Annotated in this window: 20 protein-coding genes; 14 read left to right on the forward strand and 6 right to left on the reverse strand. The window is 59.7% G+C overall.

The features are described 5' to 3' along the window. The first annotated feature begins 102 nt into the window (after positions 1-102). A complete protein-coding gene (locus tag WJU18_RS28520) occupies positions 103-1,632 on the forward strand; it encodes a catalase (RefSeq protein WP_423457558.1) in 1,530 nt (509 codons plus the stop codon). A gap of 70 nt (positions 1,633-1,702) precedes the next feature. Here the strand turns inward: WJU18_RS28520 and WJU18_RS28525 are convergent, their stop codons facing one another. Further along, a complete protein-coding gene (locus WJU18_RS28525) occupies positions 1,703-2,485 on the reverse strand; it encodes an IclR family transcriptional regulator (RefSeq protein ID WP_423457560.1) in 783 nt (260 codons plus the stop codon). Positions 2,486-2,665: 180 nt separating this feature from the next. On the opposite strand from WJU18_RS28525, the gene WJU18_RS28530 reads away from it, so the two are divergent. From WJU18_RS28530 to WJU18_RS28550, 5 genes are all read left to right on the forward strand, one after another. After that, positions 2,666-3,667, forward strand: coding sequence for a TRAP transporter substrate-binding protein (locus WJU18_RS28530; RefSeq protein ID WP_423457561.1), 1,002 nt, complete (start codon positions 2,666-2,668; stop codon positions 3,665-3,667). Positions 3,668-3,678: 11 nt separating this feature from the next. Beyond that, positions 3,679-4,122, forward strand: a complete 444-nt coding sequence (locus tag WJU18_RS28535; RefSeq protein WP_423457563.1) for a type II 3-dehydroquinate dehydratase — start codon at positions 3,679-3,681, stop codon at positions 4,120-4,122. Between the two features lie 38 nt (positions 4,123-4,160). Next, positions 4,161-4,712 carry a TRAP transporter small permease gene (locus WJU18_RS28540; protein ID WP_423457564.1) on the forward strand — a complete coding sequence of 184 codons (552 nt, stop codon included), beginning with the start codon at positions 4,161-4,163 and terminating at the stop codon, positions 4,710-4,712. After that, positions 4,709-5,989 carry a TRAP transporter large permease subunit gene (locus WJU18_RS28545; RefSeq protein ID WP_423457566.1) on the forward strand — a complete coding sequence of 427 codons (1,281 nt, stop codon included), beginning with the start codon at positions 4,709-4,711 and terminating at the stop codon, positions 5,987-5,989. The genes WJU18_RS28540 and WJU18_RS28545 overlap by 4 nt, the downstream gene beginning before the upstream one ends. Positions 5,990-6,153: 164 nt before the next feature. Further along, on the forward strand, positions 6,154-6,621 hold the full coding sequence (locus WJU18_RS28550; protein ID WP_423457568.1) for a DUF2501 domain-containing protein: 468 nt from the start codon (positions 6,154-6,156) through the stop codon (positions 6,619-6,621). Between the two features lie 9 nt (positions 6,622-6,630). Here the strand turns inward: WJU18_RS28550 and WJU18_RS28555 are convergent, their stop codons facing one another. The 4 genes from WJU18_RS28555 to WJU18_RS28570 all read right to left on the reverse strand — a co-directional run bounded on the left by WJU18_RS28555 (position 6,631) and on the right by WJU18_RS28570 (position 12,448). Then, entirely contained in the window at positions 6,631-8,610 is a 1,980-nt protein-coding gene (locus WJU18_RS28555) for an acetyl-CoA carboxylase biotin carboxylase subunit (protein WP_423457569.1), read from the reverse strand. Further along, complete coding sequence (locus tag WJU18_RS28560) at positions 8,607-10,226, reverse strand: acyl-CoA carboxylase subunit beta (protein WP_423457571.1); 1,620 nt, start codon at positions 10,224-10,226, stop codon at positions 8,607-8,609. The genes WJU18_RS28555 and WJU18_RS28560 overlap by 4 nt, the downstream gene beginning before the upstream one ends. 84 nt (positions 10,227-10,310) lie before the next feature. Continuing rightward, the gene (locus tag WJU18_RS28565) at positions 10,311-11,480 is read right to left on the reverse strand and encodes an acyl-CoA dehydrogenase family protein (RefSeq protein WP_423457573.1); all 1,170 of its coding nucleotides are present in this window, start codon (positions 11,478-11,480) and stop codon (positions 10,311-10,313) included. Positions 11,481-11,617: 137 nt separating this feature from the next. Next, on the reverse strand, positions 11,618-12,448 hold the full coding sequence (locus WJU18_RS28570; RefSeq protein WP_423457574.1) for a helix-turn-helix domain-containing protein: 831 nt from the start codon (positions 12,446-12,448) through the stop codon (positions 11,618-11,620). A 410-nt stretch (positions 12,449-12,858) separates the two neighbouring features. Here WJU18_RS28570 and WJU18_RS28575 point away from each other — a divergent pair, with 410 nt between their 5' ends. Both WJU18_RS28575 and WJU18_RS28580 read left to right on the forward strand, forming a co-directional pair. Next, the gene (locus WJU18_RS28575; RefSeq protein WP_423457576.1) at positions 12,859-13,047 is read left to right on the forward strand and encodes a hypothetical protein; all 189 of its coding nucleotides are present in this window, start codon (positions 12,859-12,861) and stop codon (positions 13,045-13,047) included. A 1,132-nt stretch (positions 13,048-14,179) separates the two neighbouring features. Continuing rightward, positions 14,180-14,392: an IclR family transcriptional regulator domain-containing protein gene (locus WJU18_RS28580; RefSeq protein ID WP_423461119.1), complete on the forward strand. Its 213-nt coding sequence runs from the start codon at positions 14,180-14,182 to the stop codon at positions 14,390-14,392. 312 nt (positions 14,393-14,704) lie between these two features. On the opposite strand, the gene WJU18_RS28585 is transcribed toward WJU18_RS28580, so the two are convergent. Next, a complete protein-coding gene (locus WJU18_RS28585; protein WP_423457577.1) occupies positions 14,705-15,460 on the reverse strand; it encodes a GntR family transcriptional regulator in 756 nt (251 codons plus the stop codon). Positions 15,461-15,670: 210 nt separating this feature from the next. Between WJU18_RS28585 and WJU18_RS28590 the strand changes: the two genes are divergently transcribed. From WJU18_RS28590 to WJU18_RS28615, 6 genes are all read left to right on the forward strand, one after another. After that, positions 15,671-16,072: a tripartite tricarboxylate transporter substrate-binding protein gene (locus WJU18_RS28590; protein ID WP_423457579.1), complete on the forward strand. Its 402-nt coding sequence runs from the start codon at positions 15,671-15,673 to the stop codon at positions 16,070-16,072. A 289-nt stretch (positions 16,073-16,361) separates the two neighbouring features. Further along, on the forward strand, positions 16,362-17,798 hold the full coding sequence (locus tag WJU18_RS28595; RefSeq protein WP_423457581.1) for an MmgE/PrpD family protein: 1,437 nt from the start codon (positions 16,362-16,364) through the stop codon (positions 17,796-17,798). 29 nt (positions 17,799-17,827) lie between these two features. Further along, complete coding sequence (locus tag WJU18_RS28600; protein WP_423457583.1) at positions 17,828-18,793, forward strand: Bug family tripartite tricarboxylate transporter substrate binding protein; 966 nt, start codon at positions 17,828-17,830, stop codon at positions 18,791-18,793. A gap of 37 nt (positions 18,794-18,830) precedes the next feature. Further along, on the forward strand, positions 18,831-19,751 hold the full coding sequence (locus WJU18_RS28605; protein WP_423457585.1) for an SDR family oxidoreductase: 921 nt from the start codon (positions 18,831-18,833) through the stop codon (positions 19,749-19,751). A gap of 2 nt (positions 19,752-19,753) precedes the next feature. Continuing rightward, complete coding sequence (locus WJU18_RS28610) at positions 19,754-20,986, forward strand: acyl-CoA dehydrogenase family protein (RefSeq protein WP_423457587.1); 1,233 nt, start codon at positions 19,754-19,756, stop codon at positions 20,984-20,986. Between the two features lie 2 nt (positions 20,987-20,988). Next, entirely contained in the window at positions 20,989-21,858 is an 870-nt protein-coding gene (locus WJU18_RS28615) for a MaoC/PaaZ C-terminal domain-containing protein (protein WP_423457589.1), read from the forward strand. Positions 21,859-21,885: the final 27 nt, after the last annotated feature.

Here is a 21,885-nt window from a genome sequence, read left to right on the forward strand (position 1 = left end):
CATATAGACAACCTATAACCTTCTTAATGTGAATTAATTGGATCTATTCAAGAAGCTCTTCTATAGTCATCATGCATCCCACAACCAGCCAGGAGAATTCCCATGAGCGACGACACCAAGAAGTGCCCTGTAACCCACTTGACCACTGATTTCGGTGCGCCGGTATCCACCAACCGCGACAGTCTCACTGCCGGCCCGCGCGGCCCCCTCCTGGCACAGGATGTCTGGCTGAATGAACGCCTGGCCAACTTCGTGCGCGAAGTCATTCCCGAGCGCCGCATGCATGCCAAGGGCTCAGGCGCCTTCGGTACTTTCACGGTCACCAAGGACATCACCCAATACACCCGAGCCAGCATCTTCAGCCAGGTAGGCAAGAAGACCGAGATGTTTGCCCGCTTCACCACCGTCGCGGGCGAGCGCGGCGCGGCCGATGCCGAGCGCGACATCCGCGGCTTCGCTCTCAAGTTCTATACGGATGAAGGCAACTGGGACATGGTGGGCAACAACACGCCCGTGTTCTTCATTCGCGATCCGCGCCAGTTCCCCGACCTGAACAAGGCCGTCAAGCGCGACCCGCGCACGAACATGCGCAGCGCCACCAACAACTGGGACTACTGGACGCTCCTGCCCGAAGCCCTGCACCAGGTTACCGTCGTGATGAGCGACCGCGGCATCCCCGCCAGTTACCGCCACATGCATGGCTTCAGCTCGCACACCTACAGCTTCTGGAACAAGGCCGGCGAGCGCTTCTGGATCAAGATGCACTTCCGCACGCAGCAAGGCATCAAGAACCTCACCGACGCCGAGGCCACCGAACTGGTCGGCAAGGACCGCGAAAGCCACCAGCGTGATCTTTACGAAGCCATCGAACGCGGCGAATATCCCAAATGGACGATGTTCATCCAGGTCATGCCCGAAGCCGATGCCGAGAAGTACGCCCTGCACCCATTCGATTTGACCAAGGTCTGGTACAAGGGCGACTACCCGCTCATCGAGGTCGGTGAGTTCGAACTGAACAAGAACCCCGAAAACTTCTACGCCGATGTCGAGCAGGTGGCTTTCGCCCCCAGCAACCTGGTGCCCGGCATCGGCGCCAGCCCCGACCGCATGCTGCAGGCGCGCCTCTTCAACTACGCCGATGCACAGCGCTACCGCCTGGGGACCAACTACCACCAGATTCCCGTCAACCAGGCCCGCTGCCCGGTGCACAGCAACCACCGCGACGGTACCGGCCGTGTCGACGGCAACTATGGCGGCTTGCCGCACTATGAGCCCAACAGCTTCGGCCAGTGGCAGGGCCAACCGGAATTCATGGAGCCGCCGCTCAAGATCACCGGCAATGCTGCCCACTGGAGCTACGACAAGGACGACCACAACTACTTCGAACAACCCGGCAAGCTGTTCCGCCTGATGACGGATGCGCAAAAAGAAGCGCTGTTCGGAAATACCGGCCGCGCCATGGGCGATGCGCCGGAATTCATCAAGTTCCGCCACATCCGCAACTGCAATGCAGCCGATCCAGCCTATGGCGCCGGCGTGGCGAAGGCCCTCGGGATCGATCTGGCCAAAGCGCTGGCCTCCAAGAAGAACGATCCCATGAATGGCAATCCGCTGGTGGCGCTGCCAGCATAAGGACAGCCATTAAAACGAAAAGCCTTGGCAATCGCCAAGGCTTTTTTGCTGAGTGTGGAGACCTGCCGCGTTACGTCCGGTTCTTGAATAGCGCGGAAGCGCTGCTGGCCTGTGCTATTTCGTGCGCTGCGTTCAGCAATGTCGGCCCCAGGGCCTCCATGCGCTGCGGCGTCAGCCGCACGAGCGGCCCCGCGATAGTCACCACGCCGATGGCCCGTCCACCAGGCGCCAGCACCGGGGCCGCCATGGCCGTCATGCCAGGCGCGAACACTTCGTTGATCATGCTGAAGCCGCGCTGGCGAGCCGCCTTGACATACGCCATGGCTGCCTTGATCGAAGTGGGCGCCTTGGGGCCAAAATCCTCCGGCTTTCCCAAGCCCTTCTTGGCAATCAAGGCCAGGGCTTTGTCCTCGGTCAGCGTGGATAGCCAAGCATGCCCCGCGGCACTACATGACAGCATGACCGACAAACCCATGTCCGGATCGTACCGAAGCCCATGGGTCGCGCCTTGCGCTTTGGCGACGAAAGTCAGGTCATCACCGTCCACTACGGCAAGACGCACCAGCTCACCAGAAGCCGCGGCCAGTTGATCAAGCAGGGGCTGCGCGACGTCCACGATGCCGGCCCGGCTGAGAAATGCCAACCCCACGGACACCAGCTTGATCGTCATGAAGTAGTGACCATTGTGGGCATCCTGCCGCACATAGCCAAAGCCGATCAACTCGCCCAACAGTCGATGGGACGCTGACAAAGGCATGTTCAGCGCCGCTGCCAGCGTTGATACGGGCACGCCTTCCGGATGCTCAGCCAAGTATTCCAGGACTTTAAAACTGCGCTCGAGCACTCCGCTCATCAAGCTTCTCCAGATCAGGTTTCGGTATAGCGCATTCCAGCGACCGACAAGAAGACTCTATCAAATTTTTGCAAGGGATTTCCTTAGTGGAAAATTTTTCCACTTTTATTTATCATCGCGGCCAACCCGAGCAAGAGATTCGTCTGGCCGGGGCCCACCCATTCTTACCGGAGAGAAATCTTGAAATTCCTTCGTACCCTGGCCGCTATCGGCCTCGTGGCCGCGCTGTCGGCTCCCTCCTGGGCTCAGCAGGAGCGTGTGATCCGCTTCGGGCATTTGAACAACACAGACCATCCCGTGAGCTTCGGCGTCAAACGCTTCTCGGAATTGCTGGCCACCAAGAGCGGCGGCAAGATGAAAGTGCAGGAATATCCCTCGAACCAATTGGGCAATGAAATGCAGCAACAATCCGCCCTGCAGGGCGGTGTGCAGCAGATGTCCGCCCCCGCCACGACGTCCCTGGCCGGCATTGTCAAGGAGTTCGGCCTGATCGACTTCCCCTTCTCCGTGTCGACCTTCGCGCAAGCCGATGCGCTGCTCGATGGCCCTCTCGGCCAGACACTAATTGCAAAGCTGCCCGAAAAGGGCCTGATCGCTTTGGGCTATTGGGACCTGGGTTTTCGCAATACGACCAACAGCAAGCACGCCATCAAACGGGCAGAGGATCTGGAAGGGCTGAAGATCCGTGTCATTCCCAATCCTGTGTTCCTGGACACCTTCAAGGCTTTCAAGGCAAACCCGGTTCCACTGCCTTTCGCGGAACTCTATGGCGCGCTGGAATCGAAGGCGGTCGATGGGCAGGAGAACCCATTTTCAGTGATTCTGTCGAACAAATTCTTCGAGGTGCAAAAGTACCTCAGCGCCACCAATCACGTGTACGCAGCCAATATCGTGCTGGTGAGCAAGAAGTTCTGGGATCAGCTGACGCCCACCGAACAGAAATGGATGAAGGAAGCCGCCGACGAAACGCGCGGCTATCAGCGGCAGGTCAGCCGGGCGGCAGCTCAAAAGGCGCTGGGCGATCTCCAAGCGAAAGGCATTCAGTTCAACGAGATCACACCCGCCGAGCAAGCTCGCATGCGCCAGATCGCGCAGCCGGTGATAGACAAGTTCTCATCCCAGTATGAGCCGGCAATCGTGAAGCTCTATCAGTCCGAGCTTGTCCGCATCCGCAAGCAATGAGTGGCGCCTCCATGAAGATCCTTGTCCTGCACGGGCCCAACCTCAACCTGTTCGGGCGCCGCGAACCCCACATTTACGGCACTACGACGCTGGCACAGATCAATGAGCGCCTGGATGCGCTCGCGGCCGAATTGGGTGTGGAGATCGCCAAGATCCAGTCTAACCACGAAGGCGTGCTGATTGATTTTCTGCATCACCACATCGACGATGCGCAGGGCGCGCTGGTGAATCCGGCGGGCCTGACGCAGCACGGTGTGCCGCTGCATGACGCCATCAAGGCCATGCCCTTTCCAGTCGTGGAAGTGCATATGTCCAACATCGCCGCCAGAGAGGCATGGCGCACGCATTCGATCATTTCTCCAGCCGTCAAGGGTACGGTGCAAGGCTTGGGGCCGCACTCCTATCTGGCGGCGCTGCGCGCACTGGTCGACATCGTACGCACAGCGCAATCCTGAAGGCGATCGGCAGACGGGGAAAAAGCATGGATAGATTCATGGGGAGAGCGTGCCGCGCTATCGAAGGTCTGATGGCCTTCATCCTCGCGGTGATGGTAGTGCTCGTGTTCGGCAACGTCTTGCTGCGTTACGGATTCAACTCAGGCATCACCGTCTCTGAGGAGTTATCTCGCTGGCTGTTTATCTGGATCACCATGCTGGGCGCATTGGTCGGCTTGCGCGAACGCACTCATTTGGGGGTCGACATGGTGGTAGCCAAGCTGCCTCCGCTCGGAAAGAAAATCTGCCTGGCAGCCAGCTACCTGATCATGCTCTTCATACTCTGGCTGCTGTTCCAAGGCAGCGTGGCGCAGACCCGGATCAACTGGGATGTGGAAGCCCCCGTGACCGGGCTCTCCATGGCTATTGTGTATTCGGTGGGCATCTTTTTTTCGGTGTGCGCCTCCCTGATTCTGCTCATTGATCTGTATCGGCTGGCGGCGGGCAAGCTGTCAACGCAGGAACTCGTGGGTATCCAGGAGTCGGAGGAAGCAGGCGCTCTCGCACAAGTCCTGGGGCAACAGGGCGGTGGCAAGGAGATGCAATCATGACCCTTGCCGTCTTCATCGGGTCACTGCTGCTGGCCATGGCCATCGGCATGCCTATCGCCTTCGCGCTGCTGGCCAGTGGTGTCGCATTGATGTGGCAACTCGATCTGTTCGACGCACAGATCCTCACGCAAAATCTGATCGGCGGAGCCGACAGCTTCCCCTTGCTGGCCGTGCCGTTCTTCATGCTGGCCGGAGAAATCATGAACGCTGGCGGCCTGTCGCGCCGGATCGTCGATTTGGCCCTGACTCTCGTGGGCCATGTGCGCGGCGGGCTTGGCTATGTCACCATCATGGCAGGTTGTCTGCTGTCCGCTCTGTCCGGCTCGGCTGTGGCCGATGCAGCGGCGCTGACAGCTCTGCTGCTTCCAATGATGACTTCAGCCGGTCACGATCGCGCGCGCTCGGGTGGACTGATCGCTGCCACTGGCATCATCGGCCCGGTGATCCCGCCCAGCATCGGCCTGGTCATCTTCGGGGTTGCAGGCAACGTGTCGATCTCCAAGCTGTTTCTGGCTGCCATCGTGCCTGGGCTGCTCATCGGCGGCGCACTTTGGGTCACCTGGGCCTGGGTCGCGCGCAAGGAAAATATCCAGCCTCCGCCACGCAAGAGTGCTCGTGAAATTGCCAGGGCGGCACGTGAGGCGGGCTGGGCCCTCATGTTGCCGGTCATCATTCTGGTCGGCCTGCGGATGGGCGTGTTCACTCCCACCGAAGCGGCGGTAGTCGCGGCAGTTTACGCCCTCTTCGTGGCCACATTCGTCTACCGCGAGTTGAGCTTCAAGGATCTTTATCATGTGTTCGTCGGCGCCGCCAAAACCAGTGCCATCGTGATGTTTCTGATCGCTGCGGCCATGGTCAGCGCCTGGTTGATCACTGTCGCGGATCTGCCTTCGAAAGTCGTGGAAATGCTCAGGCCCTTCATGGGCAACCAGACGCTGCTGATGCTCGCGATCATGGTCTTGGTCATGATCGTCGGCACGGCGATGGACATGACCCCTACTATCTTGATCCTCACCCCGGTATTGATGCCGGTGGTCAATGCCGCAGGCATTGATCCGGTCTACTTCGGCGTGATGTTCATTATCAACAACTCCATCGGCCTGATCACGCCCCCCGTCGGCGTGGTGCTCAATGTGGTGGCGGGCGTCGGCAAAATGAAGATGGATGAGGTCACGCGCGGCGTGATGCCTTTCATGCTCGCGGAATTTGCCGTCATGTTCCTGATGGTCTTGTGCCCCTGGCTGGTCACCGTGCCTGCCAAATGGTTCCACGGATAGCGCCACTCTCTTGGCGTGAGGCCTCCGGCGAGCCTTAACGCCTCTTCAGGGGTTTCAGCATCCGGTAGTGAATTTGACACAAATTGATCAAATTACTGCCTCCACTCCTCCGTCCCATCGCCTTAGACTGCAATCATCCACTTGCTTTCCAAAGGACCGTTTCCATGAAACATCGCGCCCTCCTCGTGGCTGCTCTGCTGGCTGCCACCACATCGGCATTCGCCCAGAATCAGATGCTCGAGACCCTGAAAGGCCAGCTCGGCAAGTCGAATGCGACATCAGGTACCGGCCTGAGTGGAGAGGCAGGCTCCGGCGGCACCGCCGCAGGCCTGGCCAGCAGCCTGGGCCTGTCGATGCCCTCCATCGGTACCAGCACCATGGGCAATGCTGCCGGGGTTCTGGAGTACTGCGTGAAGAACAACTACCTCAGCGCCGATGCCGCCGGAGGTGTCAAGGACAAACTGCTGGGCGCGGTCACCGGCCAGAAGCCGCAGGAAACAGGTTATGCCAGCGGCCTTCAAGGCATGCTGCAGGGAGGCGACGGCAAGTCCCTCAGCCTTGACAGCGTCAACAGCCAGCTCAAGACCAAGGCCTGCGACTACGTGCTGTCCAATGCCAAGTCGTTGATCTGAGAACGTGCTCTAAGCCAATCCAGCGTCGATCTCAGCCAACACCCGGCGTATGGTGACCTGCTCGCCCACGCCCACGTTCAGCGAGCTCACGCGGCCACTCAGTGGGGCCACATGCACATGCTCCATTTTCATGGCCTCGAGCGTCACCATGGGCTGTCCGGCCTCGACCTGATCGCCCTCCGCCACCAGCACGGCCACCACACGCCCGTTCATCGACGCACGCACCTTGCCGTCACCGCCCTCTTCCGCCGCGCGTTCGGCGGCGGTGCGGGTGCGGTCGTTCACGATGAGAGGTTGCCCGCGGTAGTGCAACAGCAGTTGGTGGCCGTCGCGCAGGAAAGTGGCACTTTCCATCACCCCATCGGCCACCGCACGCACCTGGTGCTGGGCGATCTCGACCAGATCAATGACGTGCCGCCGCTCTTCTATCTGGACATCGAAGCGGTGGGAGCCGCTTTGTACGAGCTGCACTTTGTACGGAACCCCTTCGATCTCCAGCCGCATGCCCACCGGCAGTGAATGGGCCAACTGACGCAGGCCTTCACGAGTGGGATGCTGGTTGGCGGTCTCGAAAAGCAGCAACGCGGCCATGGCCACTGCACGCTCGCGGGTCGCACCGTCGGCACGCAGCAGTTCATCCTGATGCTGCGCGATGAACGCGGTGGTGGCGCCGCCAGCGGCAAACACCGGATGGCGCAGGCAGCTGCCCAGGAATACCTGATTGGTGGTCACGCCCAACGCTACCGTCTGGTGCAAGCCCAGCATGAGGCGGCGGCGCGCTTCGTCGCGTGTGGCGCCATGCGCAATGATCTTGGCGATCATGGAGTCGTAATACGGCGGGATCTCGGCGCCGGTGCGCAGCGCTTGCTCCACTCGCAGATGGTCCGGGCCGTGCCAGAGCAGCATGGTGCCGCTCTGTGGCATGAAACCCTTGCCCACGTCTTCGGCGCACAGACGCACCTCGATGGCGTGCCCCTTGAAAACGACGTCTTCCTGCGCCAGAGGCAGGCGCTCACCGGCCGCCACGCGCAGTTGAAGTTCCACCAGATCCAGGCCGGTGATCGCCTCGGTCACCGGATGCTCCACCTGCAGACGGGTGTTCATCTCCATGAAATAGAAGCTGCCTTGTTGATCAAGCAGAAACTCCAGCGTGCCCGCGCCTTCATAGCCGATTGCCTTCACGGCAGCCACGGCCGTGGCACCCATGCGCTCGCGCAACGCGGCATTCACCGCGGGCGACGGCGCCTCCTCGATCACTTTCTGATGGCGCCGCTGCACCGAACAATCACGCTCGCCCAGATGGATGGCATTGCCGTGACGGTCGGCGAAGATCTGGATCTCGATATGGCGGGGCTCAATGAGGGCGCGCTCCAGGATGACCTCCGGATCACCAAAGGCATTCCGTGCCTCAGACTGAGCGCTGCGCAGCAGATCAGGAAACTCCGCCGCACTGTTCACAAGCCGCATGCCACGGCCGCCGCCGCCGGCCGTGGCCTTGATCATCACGGGAAAGCCGATGTGCTCGGCCTCGCTCATCAGGCGGGCTTCGCTCTGGTCTTCACCCTGATAGCCGGGAATGCAGGGCACACCCGCATCCATCATGATTTTCTTGGCGCCGGCCTTGTGACCCATGGCAACGATCGCCTCGGGCGAAGGGCCAATGAACACCAGCCCTGCTTCACGGCAGGCACGGGCGAAATCCTCGTTCTCGGCCAGGAAACCGTACCCCGGGTGAACCGCATCGGCGCCGGTCTGGCGCGCGGCTTCAATGATGTGATCGATACGCAGATAGGACTGCGCGGGCAGCGGCTCGCCGATGCACACCGCCTGGTCCGCCTCCAGCACATGGCGGGAGCGCGCGTCCGCAGTGGAGTACACGGCCACCGTCTGATACCCCATGGCGCGTGCGCTGCGGATCACGCGCAGCGCGATCTCTCCGCGGTTGGCGATGAGGATCTTGTGAAAAGGAGTCAAGGTAGGCGTGGTCATGGGCGGGCAACGGAAAACTGCATGGATTGCGGCTGGCGCGCGGCCGATTCGCGGCAGATGGCCAGCACGTTCGCCAACACGGCGCGGGTGTCGCGCGGATCGATCACCCCATCGTCCAGCAGATGCGCGCTGGTGGTGAACACGCTCATCTGCCGGTCGAACCGATCGATGATGTTCTTTTTGAGCGCATCGAGCTTGGGCTGGTCCACCTCGCCCTTGCGGCGCATGGCCGCCTCGGTGACGATGGCCATGGTCTCCGCAGCCTGCTCGCCCCCCATGACCGCCGTCTTGGCATTGGGCCACGAGAAACAGAAGCGCGGATGGAAGCCCCGGCCGCACATGCCATAGTTGCCGGCACCGAACGAAGCCCCGCAGTAAAGCGTGATCTGGGGCACCGTGGCGTTGGTCACCGCCTGAATCATCTTGGAGCCGTGCTTGATGATGCCGCCCTCTTCGTAAGCCTTGCCCACCATGAAACCGGTGGTGTTGTTCAGGTAGAGGATGGGCGTTCTGGCCTGGCAGCAAGCCTGGATGAAGTGCGTGGCCTTGGTGGCGCCCGCCGGATCGATCGGACCGTTGTTGGTAATCACCCCCAGCGGCCAGCCTTCGATCTTGATGTGGCCGCACACCGTGGCGCCGCCGTAGTTCTCGCCAAACTCCAGGAATTCGGAATCATCGGCAATGCGGGCCAACACCTCTTTCATGTTGACCGGGCGCTTGTGGTCCATCGGCATGATGCCCAGCAGTTCCTCGCTGTCGTAACGCGGCAGCTTGAAGCGGCGGGGTGCTTCGACGGGCATGCCATGATCCCAGTCGATCTGGCCCATGACCTCGCGGGCGATGCGCAGGGCATCACGGTCGTCTTCGGCCAGATAGTCGCCCAGACCCGAGATCGAGGTGTGCATCACCGCCCCGCCCAACTCCTCCTCGGTCGCGATCTCGCCGGTGGCGGCCTTGAGCAAGGGAGGGCCGGCCAGGAAGGCCCTGGAGCGCCCTCTCACGAGGATGATGTAATCCGACAGGCCAGTTTGATAGGCGCCCCCCGCCGTGGAGGACCCGTGCGTGACCGTGACCACCGGCAGGCCCGCCGCCGACAGACGCGCCAGGTTGCGGAAAGTGCTGCCGCCGCGAATGAAGTCCTCGACACGGTAGGCCATGAGGTTGGCCCCCGCGCTCTCCACGAGCTGCACATAAGGGAGCTTGTTTTCCAGCGCCAACTCCTGCACGCGCAGGATCTTGTCCAGCCCCATGGGTTGAAGCGCGCCCGCATCGATGCCGGAATCCGAGGCTATCACCATGCACCGGATGCCGCTCACGAACCCGATGCCGGCGATCACGCCGCCGCCAGGCACGCTTCTGTCGAGATCGGCGCTATCCAGCCCCAGGCCCGCCAGGGTGGACAGCTCAAGAAACGGCGTGCCGGGATCAAGCAGCAGCGACAGGCGCTCGCGCGGCAGCATCTGGCCGCGCTTTTCAAAGCGCTCGCGCGAAGCGGCCGATTTCTGGCGTGCGCGCGCTTCATACTGCCGGACGCGATCCAACAAGGCCTGCATGCCTTCGCGGTTGGCGCGATAGGCATCACTGGCAACGGACAAAGAAGACTCGATATGGGCCATGGTGTGCTTGGTGGATGCGCTCGATGTTGATGCACATCGTAGCCGGGACAATGACCTGAGAGCGTATTGACGATCTCAGGCAGATTAAATGCCGAGTTGGCGTGCCGACAGATCCTTCATGATCTCCTCCGATCCGCCGCCAATCATCATCACCTTGACTTCGCGGTAGATCCGTTCGCTGCGGGTGCCACGCATGAAACCCATGCCGCCCAGGATCTGCACCGCCTGATCGGCGCAGTGCTGCATGGCCTGGGTGGCGAGCACCTTGGCCATACAGGTGCGGGCCACGAGCTCGCCCGGATCGCCCACGTGCTCCCGCAAGCGCCAGGCCAGGTCATAGGTCAGACAGCGCGCCGCATCGATACGGGCATACATATCCATCAGCTTGTGCCGGATGACTTGCCGCTCCGACAAGCTCACGCCGAAGGTCTTGCGCTCGCGCGCCCAGCCCACGGCTTCTTCCAGGCAGACCTGTGCATAGGAGCACGCCATGGCGGACATTCCCAGCCGCTCGCTGTTGAAATTGTTCATGAACACCTTGAACCCCTGGTTCTCCACGCCGATCAGGTTCCTGGCCGGCACGCGTACATGGTCGAAGCGCAGGTGGGCGGTATCAGAGGCCCACCAACCCATCTTCTTGAGGGCGCTGCGCGATAGGCCCTCGGCATCGCCTTCGATAAGCAGAGCCGAGATGCCTGAGGGACCCTTGCTCGCGGGATCGGTGCGCACAGCCACGGTGATGTAGTCAGCGCGCATGCCGGACGTAATGAACACTTTCTCGCCATTGACCACGTAGTCATCGCCTTCCAGCACCGCAGTGGTCTTGAGCGCCGCCACGTCGGAGCCGCCTCCTGGCTCGGTCACCGCCAGGGCCGCGATCTTCTCTCCGCGCAGCACTGGGGGAATGATGCGCTGCTTCAGCTCGGCGCTGCCATGAGCAGCCACTGGCGGCAGGCCGATGGTGTGCGAAAGCAGCGAGGCCGCGACGCCCCCCGCACCACAGCGCGCGATTTCCTCCGAGATGATCAGGTGATGGAAGACATCGGCCGGTGTGCCGCCATAAGCTTCCTCATAACCCACCCCCAGGATACCCAGATCGGCCGCCTTGCCATAGAGCTCGCGCGGGAAGGTTTCAGCTTCATCCCAATCGGAGACGAATGGCGTGATCTCTTTCGCCACGAAGTCTCGCAGCCCCTCACGAAAGGCATTGTGTTCAGGCGAAAAATAGTGTGGCGCGGGAGAAAAGTCGAACATGGGGTGGAATTCTGGACAGCGAGCGGTACGGGGCGACGGGAACAGTCTGGCCGATGTCATCGCCGCCGTCTTGCGCCTACTGGTCATCCGCGATCGAAAGTCTGCACCGTCTCTCCCGCGAGAGGCGGGGCCTCGGGCTAAACCGGCGCCAGCCTAGAACCGATCACCCGCAACTTGCGCGAGCCAGCGAAGATGTCCCTGGGCTTCAAGCCATAGACCTGACGAATCGAATGGCTGAAATGCGTGGAATCCGGGTAACCTGCCCCCAGGGCCACGTCGGTCAGGGTGGAGTTCTGGTCGACGACGTAGTGCAGCAGGCCGCGCGCACGCTTCCAGGTGCGAAAGCTGCGGAATGACGCCCCGACCTCACTCTTGAAAAGGTGCAGGAACCGGGAGAACGAGAGGTGCACCTGTTCGGCATACTCCTGGGCCAGCGCCTGGCCGGCAGGGTCGCGGCAGATACGGTCGAGCACATGGGCAATGCGGGGATCCACCGCGCGTGCCGGCAGCCGCTGGCCAAACATCTGATCATCGAACTCAAACATCGGTGCATCGACCAGGTGCTCATCACGAAGCAGGGATGCATGGCAGCTCCGCACTCTCTCCAGCAAGTCCTCGGCAGCCACCAGGCCGCTGGCTTGCCTCAGCCACGCGGGCAGGCGCGCGCTGTCCACGGATTCGGGCTCGATATGGATGCTCACGATATGGCGGGCATCACAAGCCACCCTGTGGCTGATATAGGGCTGCACCACGGCCACACGTCCAGTTTCCCACTCTCCGCCATCCACACTGATGCGTACCGGGCCTTCCAACGCCACATACAGGCTGATGGAGCCGAAGTTCCGCGCTGAGGGCGCCCCAAGCAGGCCTGCATAGAACACCCGGTCCTGGTTGATCCACATCACTCGCTCTGTGCTGCGGGAGCTGCACATGGCAATGGCGCCCATACAGTTCTGGTCAATACGCATCTTGCTTGGTCTCCTGGAGTCACTGGGGAGCGCTGTTGATCGGCCTGGCGCTGCTCTGGGTCTTCAGAAATCCCGCAGCCCTTGCTCCGGCAAGGCCTCAGACCAATTGATATTTTGTTGCTTTGATTGTGAACACCTTCTTAGAGCTCATTCCGATTTTCTTTTTCGAAAAACTAATCTTTCCACGGGTTCACAAGCGGCACGCCCGTCCTGTCATATCCGCCCGTATCGCGTGAAACAATGGTCAAGCCATGATGCAAGGCGGTGGCGGCAGGCCTGGAGCCGAGCTTCCAACTGGTGCCCAGCCCCTTTGGCCAGGTCCTGGAAACCATCAACCGCGGACGCATTGGCTCACAATGTTTTCCAACGGCAGATTGGCATCTGGCCGAGGGGGAGCCAAGGATTCGACTTTGGGTATCAGCCGCTTCGTCCTGATCGGCAACAAGTTGGTGGAGTTCGCCCTCATCCTGAAAGTCGGGCCGCAACGATCCGTCGATGAGCAGGTGGCCTATGCCCGGCAAATCATGGATGGGTATTGGCTTGCACTCACCCCGGAAGCGCCGGTTGAAAACGAGCCAGCACAGCCGCCTGCACAGTAAAGCCTGCTCAGGAATCTGCCCTTTCTCTGCATGCGTTCGTCCATACACAACGCCGTTGGACATGCAAGCCGTACGCGCCGAAGGTCAACGGTTGCGGAGCCGGCGTAGCGCAGCAGAGACAAAGCACCCCAAGCGGAAAACGGTGGTCGTCCGGCGTCGTACGCGTCTTGCATAGCGCACGGAACATCACGCAGGACACCTTCTCCGACAAACACCACTGAAACACCGAGCCCAAGCCATAAGGCACGGATATGCAGTGAAAGGCAATCTCGGACAAGTCATTGGTTGGCAATGACTTTTAGGAACTGGCGCGGCTGGCGGGGATCGAAAATCATCCGGAAACGCCTATAATTCTTATCTCACTGCTATTGATTTTCAAACATACCAACAAAAATACCAACAAATCGAAAAGTGTTCTATTCCTGCCACATGCGAGGGAAAACATCACCCTGCGCGGTGAGGCTCGTTACGTTTGGGCTTGAGGGGCCGAAAACCAGGTACTTGCTGTTTCCGAGAATTCGCAATGGCGCGCCTCGGCATAACACGCGCAGTCAGTCTTGACTTGATTCAATTCACGAAGCCGCCGTTGCTCATGAATCATAATCCACAGGTCAGCGGTTCGAGTCCGTGAAGCGCCACCATATAAAACAACGACTTAGCCCAGCCTAGCCCGCTGGGCTTTGTTGTTTCTGGGGTACGTGTAGCCACTGTGTAGCCATTGGTGCGGGGTTTTGCCCCACGACGACGGCCTCTCTATCATGCGCAACTCAATGGACTTGCGTGTCTTGAGCACCACACACTGAAGCAAGCGGTCTCAACAAAGCGTTCCAGCGAGTTCTTGCTGTCAAGAGCAGCGCTTCAGCCACGCTGACTGAAGACCGGTTTAGGCTGATTGCGGATCATCGCGAGGCCGTTGAGGTTCGACGGCTTTCGGTCGGATGCAGATCTTCGAGATTTCGACGGCGCCACCGACAAATGGCGATTCCTTGTCGGCGTGCTGCCGTCTTCTGAGTTGGACGCTTAGCGATAACCCGCAGTTGTCGATAGCCAGCGCATCTGCTGCTCGCACGGCAATCACGCGGGCGCCGGTCATCTAGGAAGTGCTGCACTTTTGTCGTTGACTTCCCCAAGATTGAGCGGTAATTCACATGGCGCAGCAATCTCTGCACCTGTCCGCGACAAGTCCGGAGAGATAGTCGCGGCATTCACCGTGACGGTGCCTGTCAGCCGGTTCACCAAGACGTTGCGCGAGCAAATGATAGAAGCCGTCACCTCCGCAGCCTCCACAATTTCCTCGGGACTCGGCTTTGTAGAACATGCGCAATCGCCAAGACGCACTGCATGAGACCGGAAACTATTGCACAGCGAAGCGTCAACGCGGGCGACTTGACCGGCAAGGAGAACTCTGCAATAGAAACCCGTGTTTTGTATGAGCTCAGGAAACGCTGATCAATCCGGTCCGAAACCTGTATATCCCTGGATCATGACCTATTCACCCCTTAGACGCCAAATCAGCCTTGCCAGCGTGGAGCATGCCCGCAAGGGGAAAGCGACGTGTCGCGAGAAGTGCCTCGCCGAGATGATAAGGCTCTCTGCTCTACGGAAGCCGAATCCTCGGTCAACGCCAGATACTGCAGTTTTGCAATCTTTCTGCGGCCTATCCCTCCAGGCGCCAGTTGGTAGAAAATTCGAATCGATCCACCGGATAGACGTTAAGGGAAACGGCAAGGAGGCGCTCCGCTTTGGCCAGATAGTAACGCCGCACAAATAGTCCCGGCGACCCCTCTTCCACTCCCAAGATCTTGGCGCTTTCCGCAGGTACGCCGATTGCTCCCACGACCTGTTCAGCCTCCAAGATGCGTTCTCCTCCGAACTTCTCCACCAAACCATAGATCCATGCATCGCCATCTTCCAGGGCATGCTGGATACCGTCACATTGGGGACGCACAAAGATGCGCATGTGCACGATTGGCTGCCCGCCCGCTACGGGAAATCTGCATGTATTCAATTCGAGCCAGGGCTCTCCCACGTCGCAACGCAGCAAGCGCTCCAAACTTTCGTCCGCATTCACCCAACGCGAACCCAGAAATTTCAGGGTGGTTTGCTGCGTATAGGCCATGAGGTCCCGCAACGACGACAAAGACGCTACGTAGCGGGTTTCGACCCTGTTCGCAAGCACGTGCGTGCCGACTCCCTGCTGCCGCGACAACAGACCCTGCTCACACAGCAGGCGAACGGCCTCCCGCAGGGTATGGCGCGAAACCGCAAAGCGCTGGCACAACTGAGGCTCAGGAGGAAGCAGGGTTCCAACAGGAAATTGTCCTTCACTGATCTCTCTGGTCAGGATGTCCGCGACCTGCAGATAACGGGGTGCACGGTCCCGCAAAAGGCCAAATTCAGTTGAACTATTCATGATGCTGAAGCCTAGCAGAGCCGTCGGGAGCCCGGAACTGGACGCGCGTCTCTCAATATAGAACAAGAAAACCTGCACTAGGGCATTGACGATACACCGAACTCCAGATTAACATTCGGACGTCCGGATGTTTAATGATGAATTGATCCGCCGACCTCACTTGCCCCTAAGGAGACAAGATTGAACATGCGCTTTGCTCAGCGGCTAATAATGGCAGTCGCATCGGTCGCCAGCTCACTGGCGCTCGCACAAGGTTACCCCGATAAGCCTCTTAAGCTCATTGTTCCCTACCCTCCTGGCGCCTCGACGGATGTCACCGCACGCTTGATCGGCCAGAAGGTTTCGAGCTTGCTGGGGCAGCCTGTGGTGGTCGATAACAAGAGCGGCTCCAGCGGCAACATTGGCACTGAATTCGTCGCCAAGCAGCCGGCTGACGGATACACCTTTATGCTGGGTACGGACGCCACGCACGCCGCGAACTCTTATGCGCGCGAGTACGACGTCGAGCGCCGCTGGCGCGAATCGCGCATTCAGCAGATCGCACCCATCTCGACCAACCTGGTTCTGGCCTATATCGCCGGGCATGTGCTCGGCACGCCGCGCTCTTATTGAGACGCAACGAGGCCCGTCTTTTCATCATGCTTGACTGTCACGAATGCATCATCGTTGGCCCCGATCCGGACGAACCCGTGCCTTCCACCCGAGTATCCAACGTCTCCTCTCGATCGGAATTACTCATCGATTTGGATTCACGACCCGAAGGACTGCGGCTCGTTGCTGGCTGGACTCCCCAGCCGATCATCACCGCCGAGTTTCTGAACGCCGAGAGGGCTGAAGTAGGGCAAGGGCACAAGATGGCCCGCAAAGCTGGTCACCTCTCAGAAGCGGAAAGGGAACGACTGTGGGGCTGACTCTCGATGCGGGCCGTTTCGTGGCTGGCCTTTCCGCAACAGCCATCCCTGATGAAGCGCTGTCCGTGGCCGAAACGGGATTTTGTGATTGCATAGCCGTCATGCTGGCTTCTCGCGAAGATCCTTCTGTCATTGCGCTTACGAGCGTGATCGCCCCCAGCAGCCTCGGCACATGTTCCGCAGTGTCGACCCATCACCGCCTCACTGCAACAGACGCCGCCTTGCTGAACGGTACCGCCGCCCACGCGCAAGACTTCGACGACATCGGACTCGGCGTCCACCCAGCCCATCCGAGTGCTGTCATGGTCCCGGCGATTCTCAGCCTGGCCGAGGAATACGGCGCAAGTGGTGCTGAGATGCTCACGGCCTACGTGGCCGGCTATGAAGTCTGGGGCGAGTGCGCACGCCGTGAACCCGGCCAGCATCTTGAGATCGGTTGGCATGCGACTGGAATCCTGGGCCCGCTGGCCGCCGCCGCCGCGTCAGCAAATTTGCTAGGTCTGAATGCACAGCAAGCCGCAATGGCCTTGTCAATTGCTGCATCTCAGTCTGCGGGACTCGTCGCCAATTTCGGCTCCATGACCAAGCCGTTGCACGCAGGCTTAGCCGCGCGCGCCGGTGTTCTCGCCGCAAAGCTCGCCGCCGTAGGGTTCAGCGCTGGCGAAACCTCGCTCGAACAACCTCACGGCTTGCTAGATGCTATTTCGCCGCACGGCAAAGCCGACTTGAACGGCATCTCCACTTTCGGCTTGCCTTGGAACATCACAAAGTTCCCGCTCGGCATCAAACTCTACCCGGTTTGCTATGCCCTGCACCGTATCGTCGACTGTGCGGTGGAGTTGCACCCGCAGGTTGAAGGTCGCCTCGCTGACATCGCTCGCATCGACGTCATGGTTGGGACTAACCAACGCAAGATGCTGGGTTTTCCACGCCCGATCAACGCATTGGAGGCGAAGTTCAGCATCGAGTTCGGGGTCACTACCGGGCTCCTCGAAGGGGCCTTACGTCTCGACCATCTCGATACTGAGTTTCTCTCGCAAGGTCGAGTAAAGGAATTAATGGAGAAGGTCGTGATCACGGAGGATCCCGTACCGGACCCCATCTATCGAACCTTTTCCCGGCAGGACGTTGTGCAGGTCACCCTGGCGGACGGTGCGACCTTCTCGCACCAATCGGCATACGCGAAAGGACATCCAACGAGGCCATTGTCTCGCACAGATCTGCTGGCCAAATTCCTCGCTTGCACAGGTCAAGCTGTGTCGGCGGACGACGGCATCGCCCTGTTCGACAAACTTCTCCGAATTCGGACACTGCCGGACGCGAAATTTATGACCCATCTGACGGCATCGCGCTCGTCGGGTCACTCCGGAGCCTCTGGATTGAAACGGCACTTGTCATCGAATCCTGAGAAACACAACGGATTCTAAATTTTCCCATCATAACCAAGGAGACAACGTTGAAAAAACTTTCCACACTGCTCGGGCTCTGCTTGGCGCTTGCTGCGCCAAGCATGGCGCTGGCAAACGACTATCCGACCAAGCCCATCCGAATAGTGCTTCCCTATGCGCCAGGTGGCCCTACCGATACCGTAGCTCGCGCCGTTGCTCAGCAAATGGCCAAGAAGCTGGGCACTGCCATCATCATCGATAACCGCCCCGGGGCCGATTCCACCATCGGCACGCAACATGTGGTTCAGTCCCCGGCGGACGGCTATTCACTCCTTTTCGGAACCTCATCGACGTTCATTAACGCGTCGATCTACAAGTTGAATTACGACCCTTCGCATGAGCTCGCCGGCATCGGACTCGTGGGCACTCAATACCTCGTGTTGGTCACTCGACCGGACTTGAAATTCGAAAACGTTAATGCCTTTATCAAACAGGTCAAGGAGCGATCTGCCGGATACAACTATGGAACCTCAGGCAGCACCGTCACACTGGTGACCGAACTTTTCCATACGCATGCAGGCATCTCAGTGGGACAGCGAATTCCCTACAATGGAAATGCGCCTTTGCTCAACGCCTTCTACTCGGGCGTCCTCGACTATTCCTTCATGTCGCTGGACAGCGGCATCGTCGGCATCCGATCCGGCAAATTGCTGCCGCTCGCAGTCACTGCGCCGACGCGGGTCGCCGCCTTGCCTCAAATTCCCACCACGCTAGAAGCGGGCGTTCCCGAATCTTCAGCTGGCGTCTCGTACTTCCTTGGGGCTCCGCGGAACACGCCTCCAGCAGTGCTGGAAAAGCTTAACGAAGCTCTCAACCAAGCTCTAGCCTCACCAGATGTTAAAGAACTTGGCAACAAGTTCGCCGGGCTTGTCCTGTCCGAAAAAACCAGTATCGAAGAAGCTAATCGATATATGAAATTCGAACAAGTTCGGTGGGCACCGATCGTAAAGAAAACTGGCGTCAAACCGGGCTGAAGCGTGCAATCGCACAAGAACTTAAAAGGAAATTGAAATGAGCAATCGCAAATTCATGGAAGGCAAGTCGGTCGTCGTGACAGGCTCGGGCCGCGGTATTGGCCGAGCCATTGCGCTCGAATTGGCACGTCAAGGCGCCTGCGTGGTGGTGAATGACGCCGGCGTCAGCGTGAACGGTACAGCCGAAACCGTTTCTCCGGCCGATGAGGTCGTGCAAATGATCAAGGACAGCGGAGGACAAGCGGTCGCGAACCGTGACAGCGTCTCTGAGTACACCGGCGCTGAACGCATCATCGACACCGCGCTCGACAACTTCGGACGCATTGACGCTGTCATCAACAACGCAGGAATCTTGCGCGACGTCATGTTCTTCAAGATGACGCCCGAGGAATGGGATGCCGTCATCAAGGTCCATCTCTACGGCAGTTTCAACGTCAGTCGCGTGGCGTCCGAACATTTCAAGAAGCAGGGCAGCGGGGCATTCGTCCACATGACGTCCACCTCCGGGTTGGTCGGTAACTTCGGACAAGCCAACTATGCCGCAGCCAAGATGGGAATCCTTGGCCTGTCGAAATCCATCGCACTCGATATGGCGAGGTCCAATTGCCGCTCCAACTGCATCTCACCCTTCGCCTGGAGTCGCATGGTCGGCTCTATCCCTACTGCTGGTGACACCGTCGACCCACGCGTCGAGATGGCAAAGACCTTGACGCCAGACAAGGTCGCAGTGATGGCAGCTTTCCTCGCCAGCGATGCCGCCAAGGACATCACCGGTCAGATCTTCGCTGTCCGCAGGAATGAGATTTTCCTGATCAGCCACAACCGACCGGTGCGCTCGGTGCATCGCGGCGAAGGTTGGACGCTGGAAACACTGGAAGACCACATGGTTCCCGCGCTGAAATCGTCTTTCGTCCCACTTGAGCGCTCAGTGGATGTTTTCGGATGGGATCCCATCTAACCATGGACTTCACTATCCCAGAAGAAGTCGCCGCAGTAGGCGACGCTCTCCTCAAGTTTATCGATCGCGAGATAGTCCCGCTCGAGCGCGACCACGCACATCTACTGAGCAGCGAGCGCAGGCTATTCGATGAGAGTGGGCGCTATGTCCCCGAAGTGCTCGCCCTTCGAAAGCAGGTGCGCATGCGCTCGGCCGAACTCGGCTTCTACAACCTGTTCGGCGATGAGCGTATCGGCGGTGATGGGCTCGGCGCGGTTGCCGCCGTGTACCTTCAAGATCTTCTCAATGAGCATTGCGGCCCGGACCGCTCGCTAATCCAGACGGTCGTACTACCCTCGCCTTTCACCAACGGGTTATCTCCAGTACTCACGCACCTGCCAACAGCCACTTTTAGGCGATACGAGGAGGGCATCCGTAACGGCTCAAGCATTCTCTGCTTCGCGCTTTCCGAGCCGGATGCGGGTTCGGACATCCATTCAATGAAAACGCGAGCCGTCCGCCAAGGCGCTGGCTGGGTCATCAACGGGACCAAGCAATGGATCACCAACTCACCTTACGCCGACTATGCGATGGTGTTCGCGATCACCAATGACGATGCGTTCAAAGCACGCAAAGGTGGTGTAACTGGCTTCTTCGTGCCGACCAATTCGCCGGGCTTCTCAGTGCCCAGCATTATTCCTGTCATGGGCCACCAAGGCGGCGAAACCGGGATCATTTCGCTGGACAACGTCCACGTCGATGACGACATGCGTCTCGGCGAAGTTGATGAGGGTCTCGCGGTCGCGTTGCAAGGTGTAAACACCGGCCGACTTAGTATGGCGGGGAGTTGCATCGGGCTCGCTAGGTGGGCGCTACGTCAGGCTACCGAGTACGCCAAGGTCCGCAAGACCTTCGGCAAGCCAATTGCCGAACATCAAGCTGTCCAATTCCTTCTTGCTGATTCTGCTATCGATATCTACGCCGCAAAATGCATGGCGCTGAACCTGGCGTGGCGGATTGATGAAGGCCAGACCGCCATCAAGGAAACCTCGATTGTCAAGGCCTTCGCCACCGAGATGCTAATGCGAGTGATGGATCGCTGCATGCAGGTCCACGGCGGTATGGGGCTGACCAACGAGCTACGCCTGGAGGCTGGACTCCGATACGCGCGGCTGCTTCGCATTCCCGATGGCACGTCCGAAATCCAACGCCGCGCGATTGCAACCCAGATGCTTCGCGGCGACTGCGAGTTCTAACCATGCTCGACATAGACACCGTCCGTCGTTGGAATTTCGGCTCCCTGACTCAAACCTACTCTGAGCGTGACACCATGCTCTACGCCCTCGCGGTCGGGTTTGGCGAAAATCCGAGCAATCAGGCTGACCTCGCCTTTGTTTTCGAAAAAAATCTGAAAGCCGTTCCGTCAATGGCCTCGATTTTGTGTTCGCCCGGCGGTTGGTACGGCAACCCGCGCACAGGCATCGACATCTCCAAGGTCGTTCACGGCGAACAAGATATCACGATTCTCCGCCCACTCCCCGCCTCTGGGTCACTCACGGCCCATGCACGCGTCACGGCGATTGTGGACAAAGGGCCAGGCAAGGGTGCCATCCTTGAGATTCAGCGCGACCTGATTGGCTCCGATGGCAGTGCAGTTGCACGAATCCGTCATATCGCTTTTTGCAGGGCTGAGGGAGGGTGCTACGGCAACCGACCGCAAACCGATCGCATTGAGCCGCTGCCGGGCGTACCAGAGCGTACCCCTGATTTTGTGGTTGATATGCCAACGCTGCCACAGTCGGCACTGATCTACCGACTACTCGGCGACTACAACCCGTTGCACGTTGACCCAGCCTACGCTAAGGGCGCAGGGTACGACCGCCCCATCTTGCATGGACTGTGTGTCTTTGGAATGGCGACACGCACTGTGCTGACCACTTTCTGTGGCCATGATGCCCACCGGGTTAAGAGAATGAGCGCTCGATTCAGCGCACCGACCTTTCCTGGCGAGGTGCTCCAGGTTCGCATGTGGCGGGAAGCAGCTGATGTCGTGCAGCTACAGGTGACGGTCCCCGAGCGGGGTGTCACAGTGCTTGCCAATGGGCGATTCGAAATCGCTCCCATCTAAAGGACATCCTTCCAAAAGCTCAAAGTG

Origin of the sequence: Ottowia sp. VDI28, from assembly GCF_049532675.1 — a bacterium.
In the GTDB taxonomy this organism is placed as follows: Bacteria; Pseudomonadota; Gammaproteobacteria; order Burkholderiales; family Burkholderiaceae_C; genus Ottowia.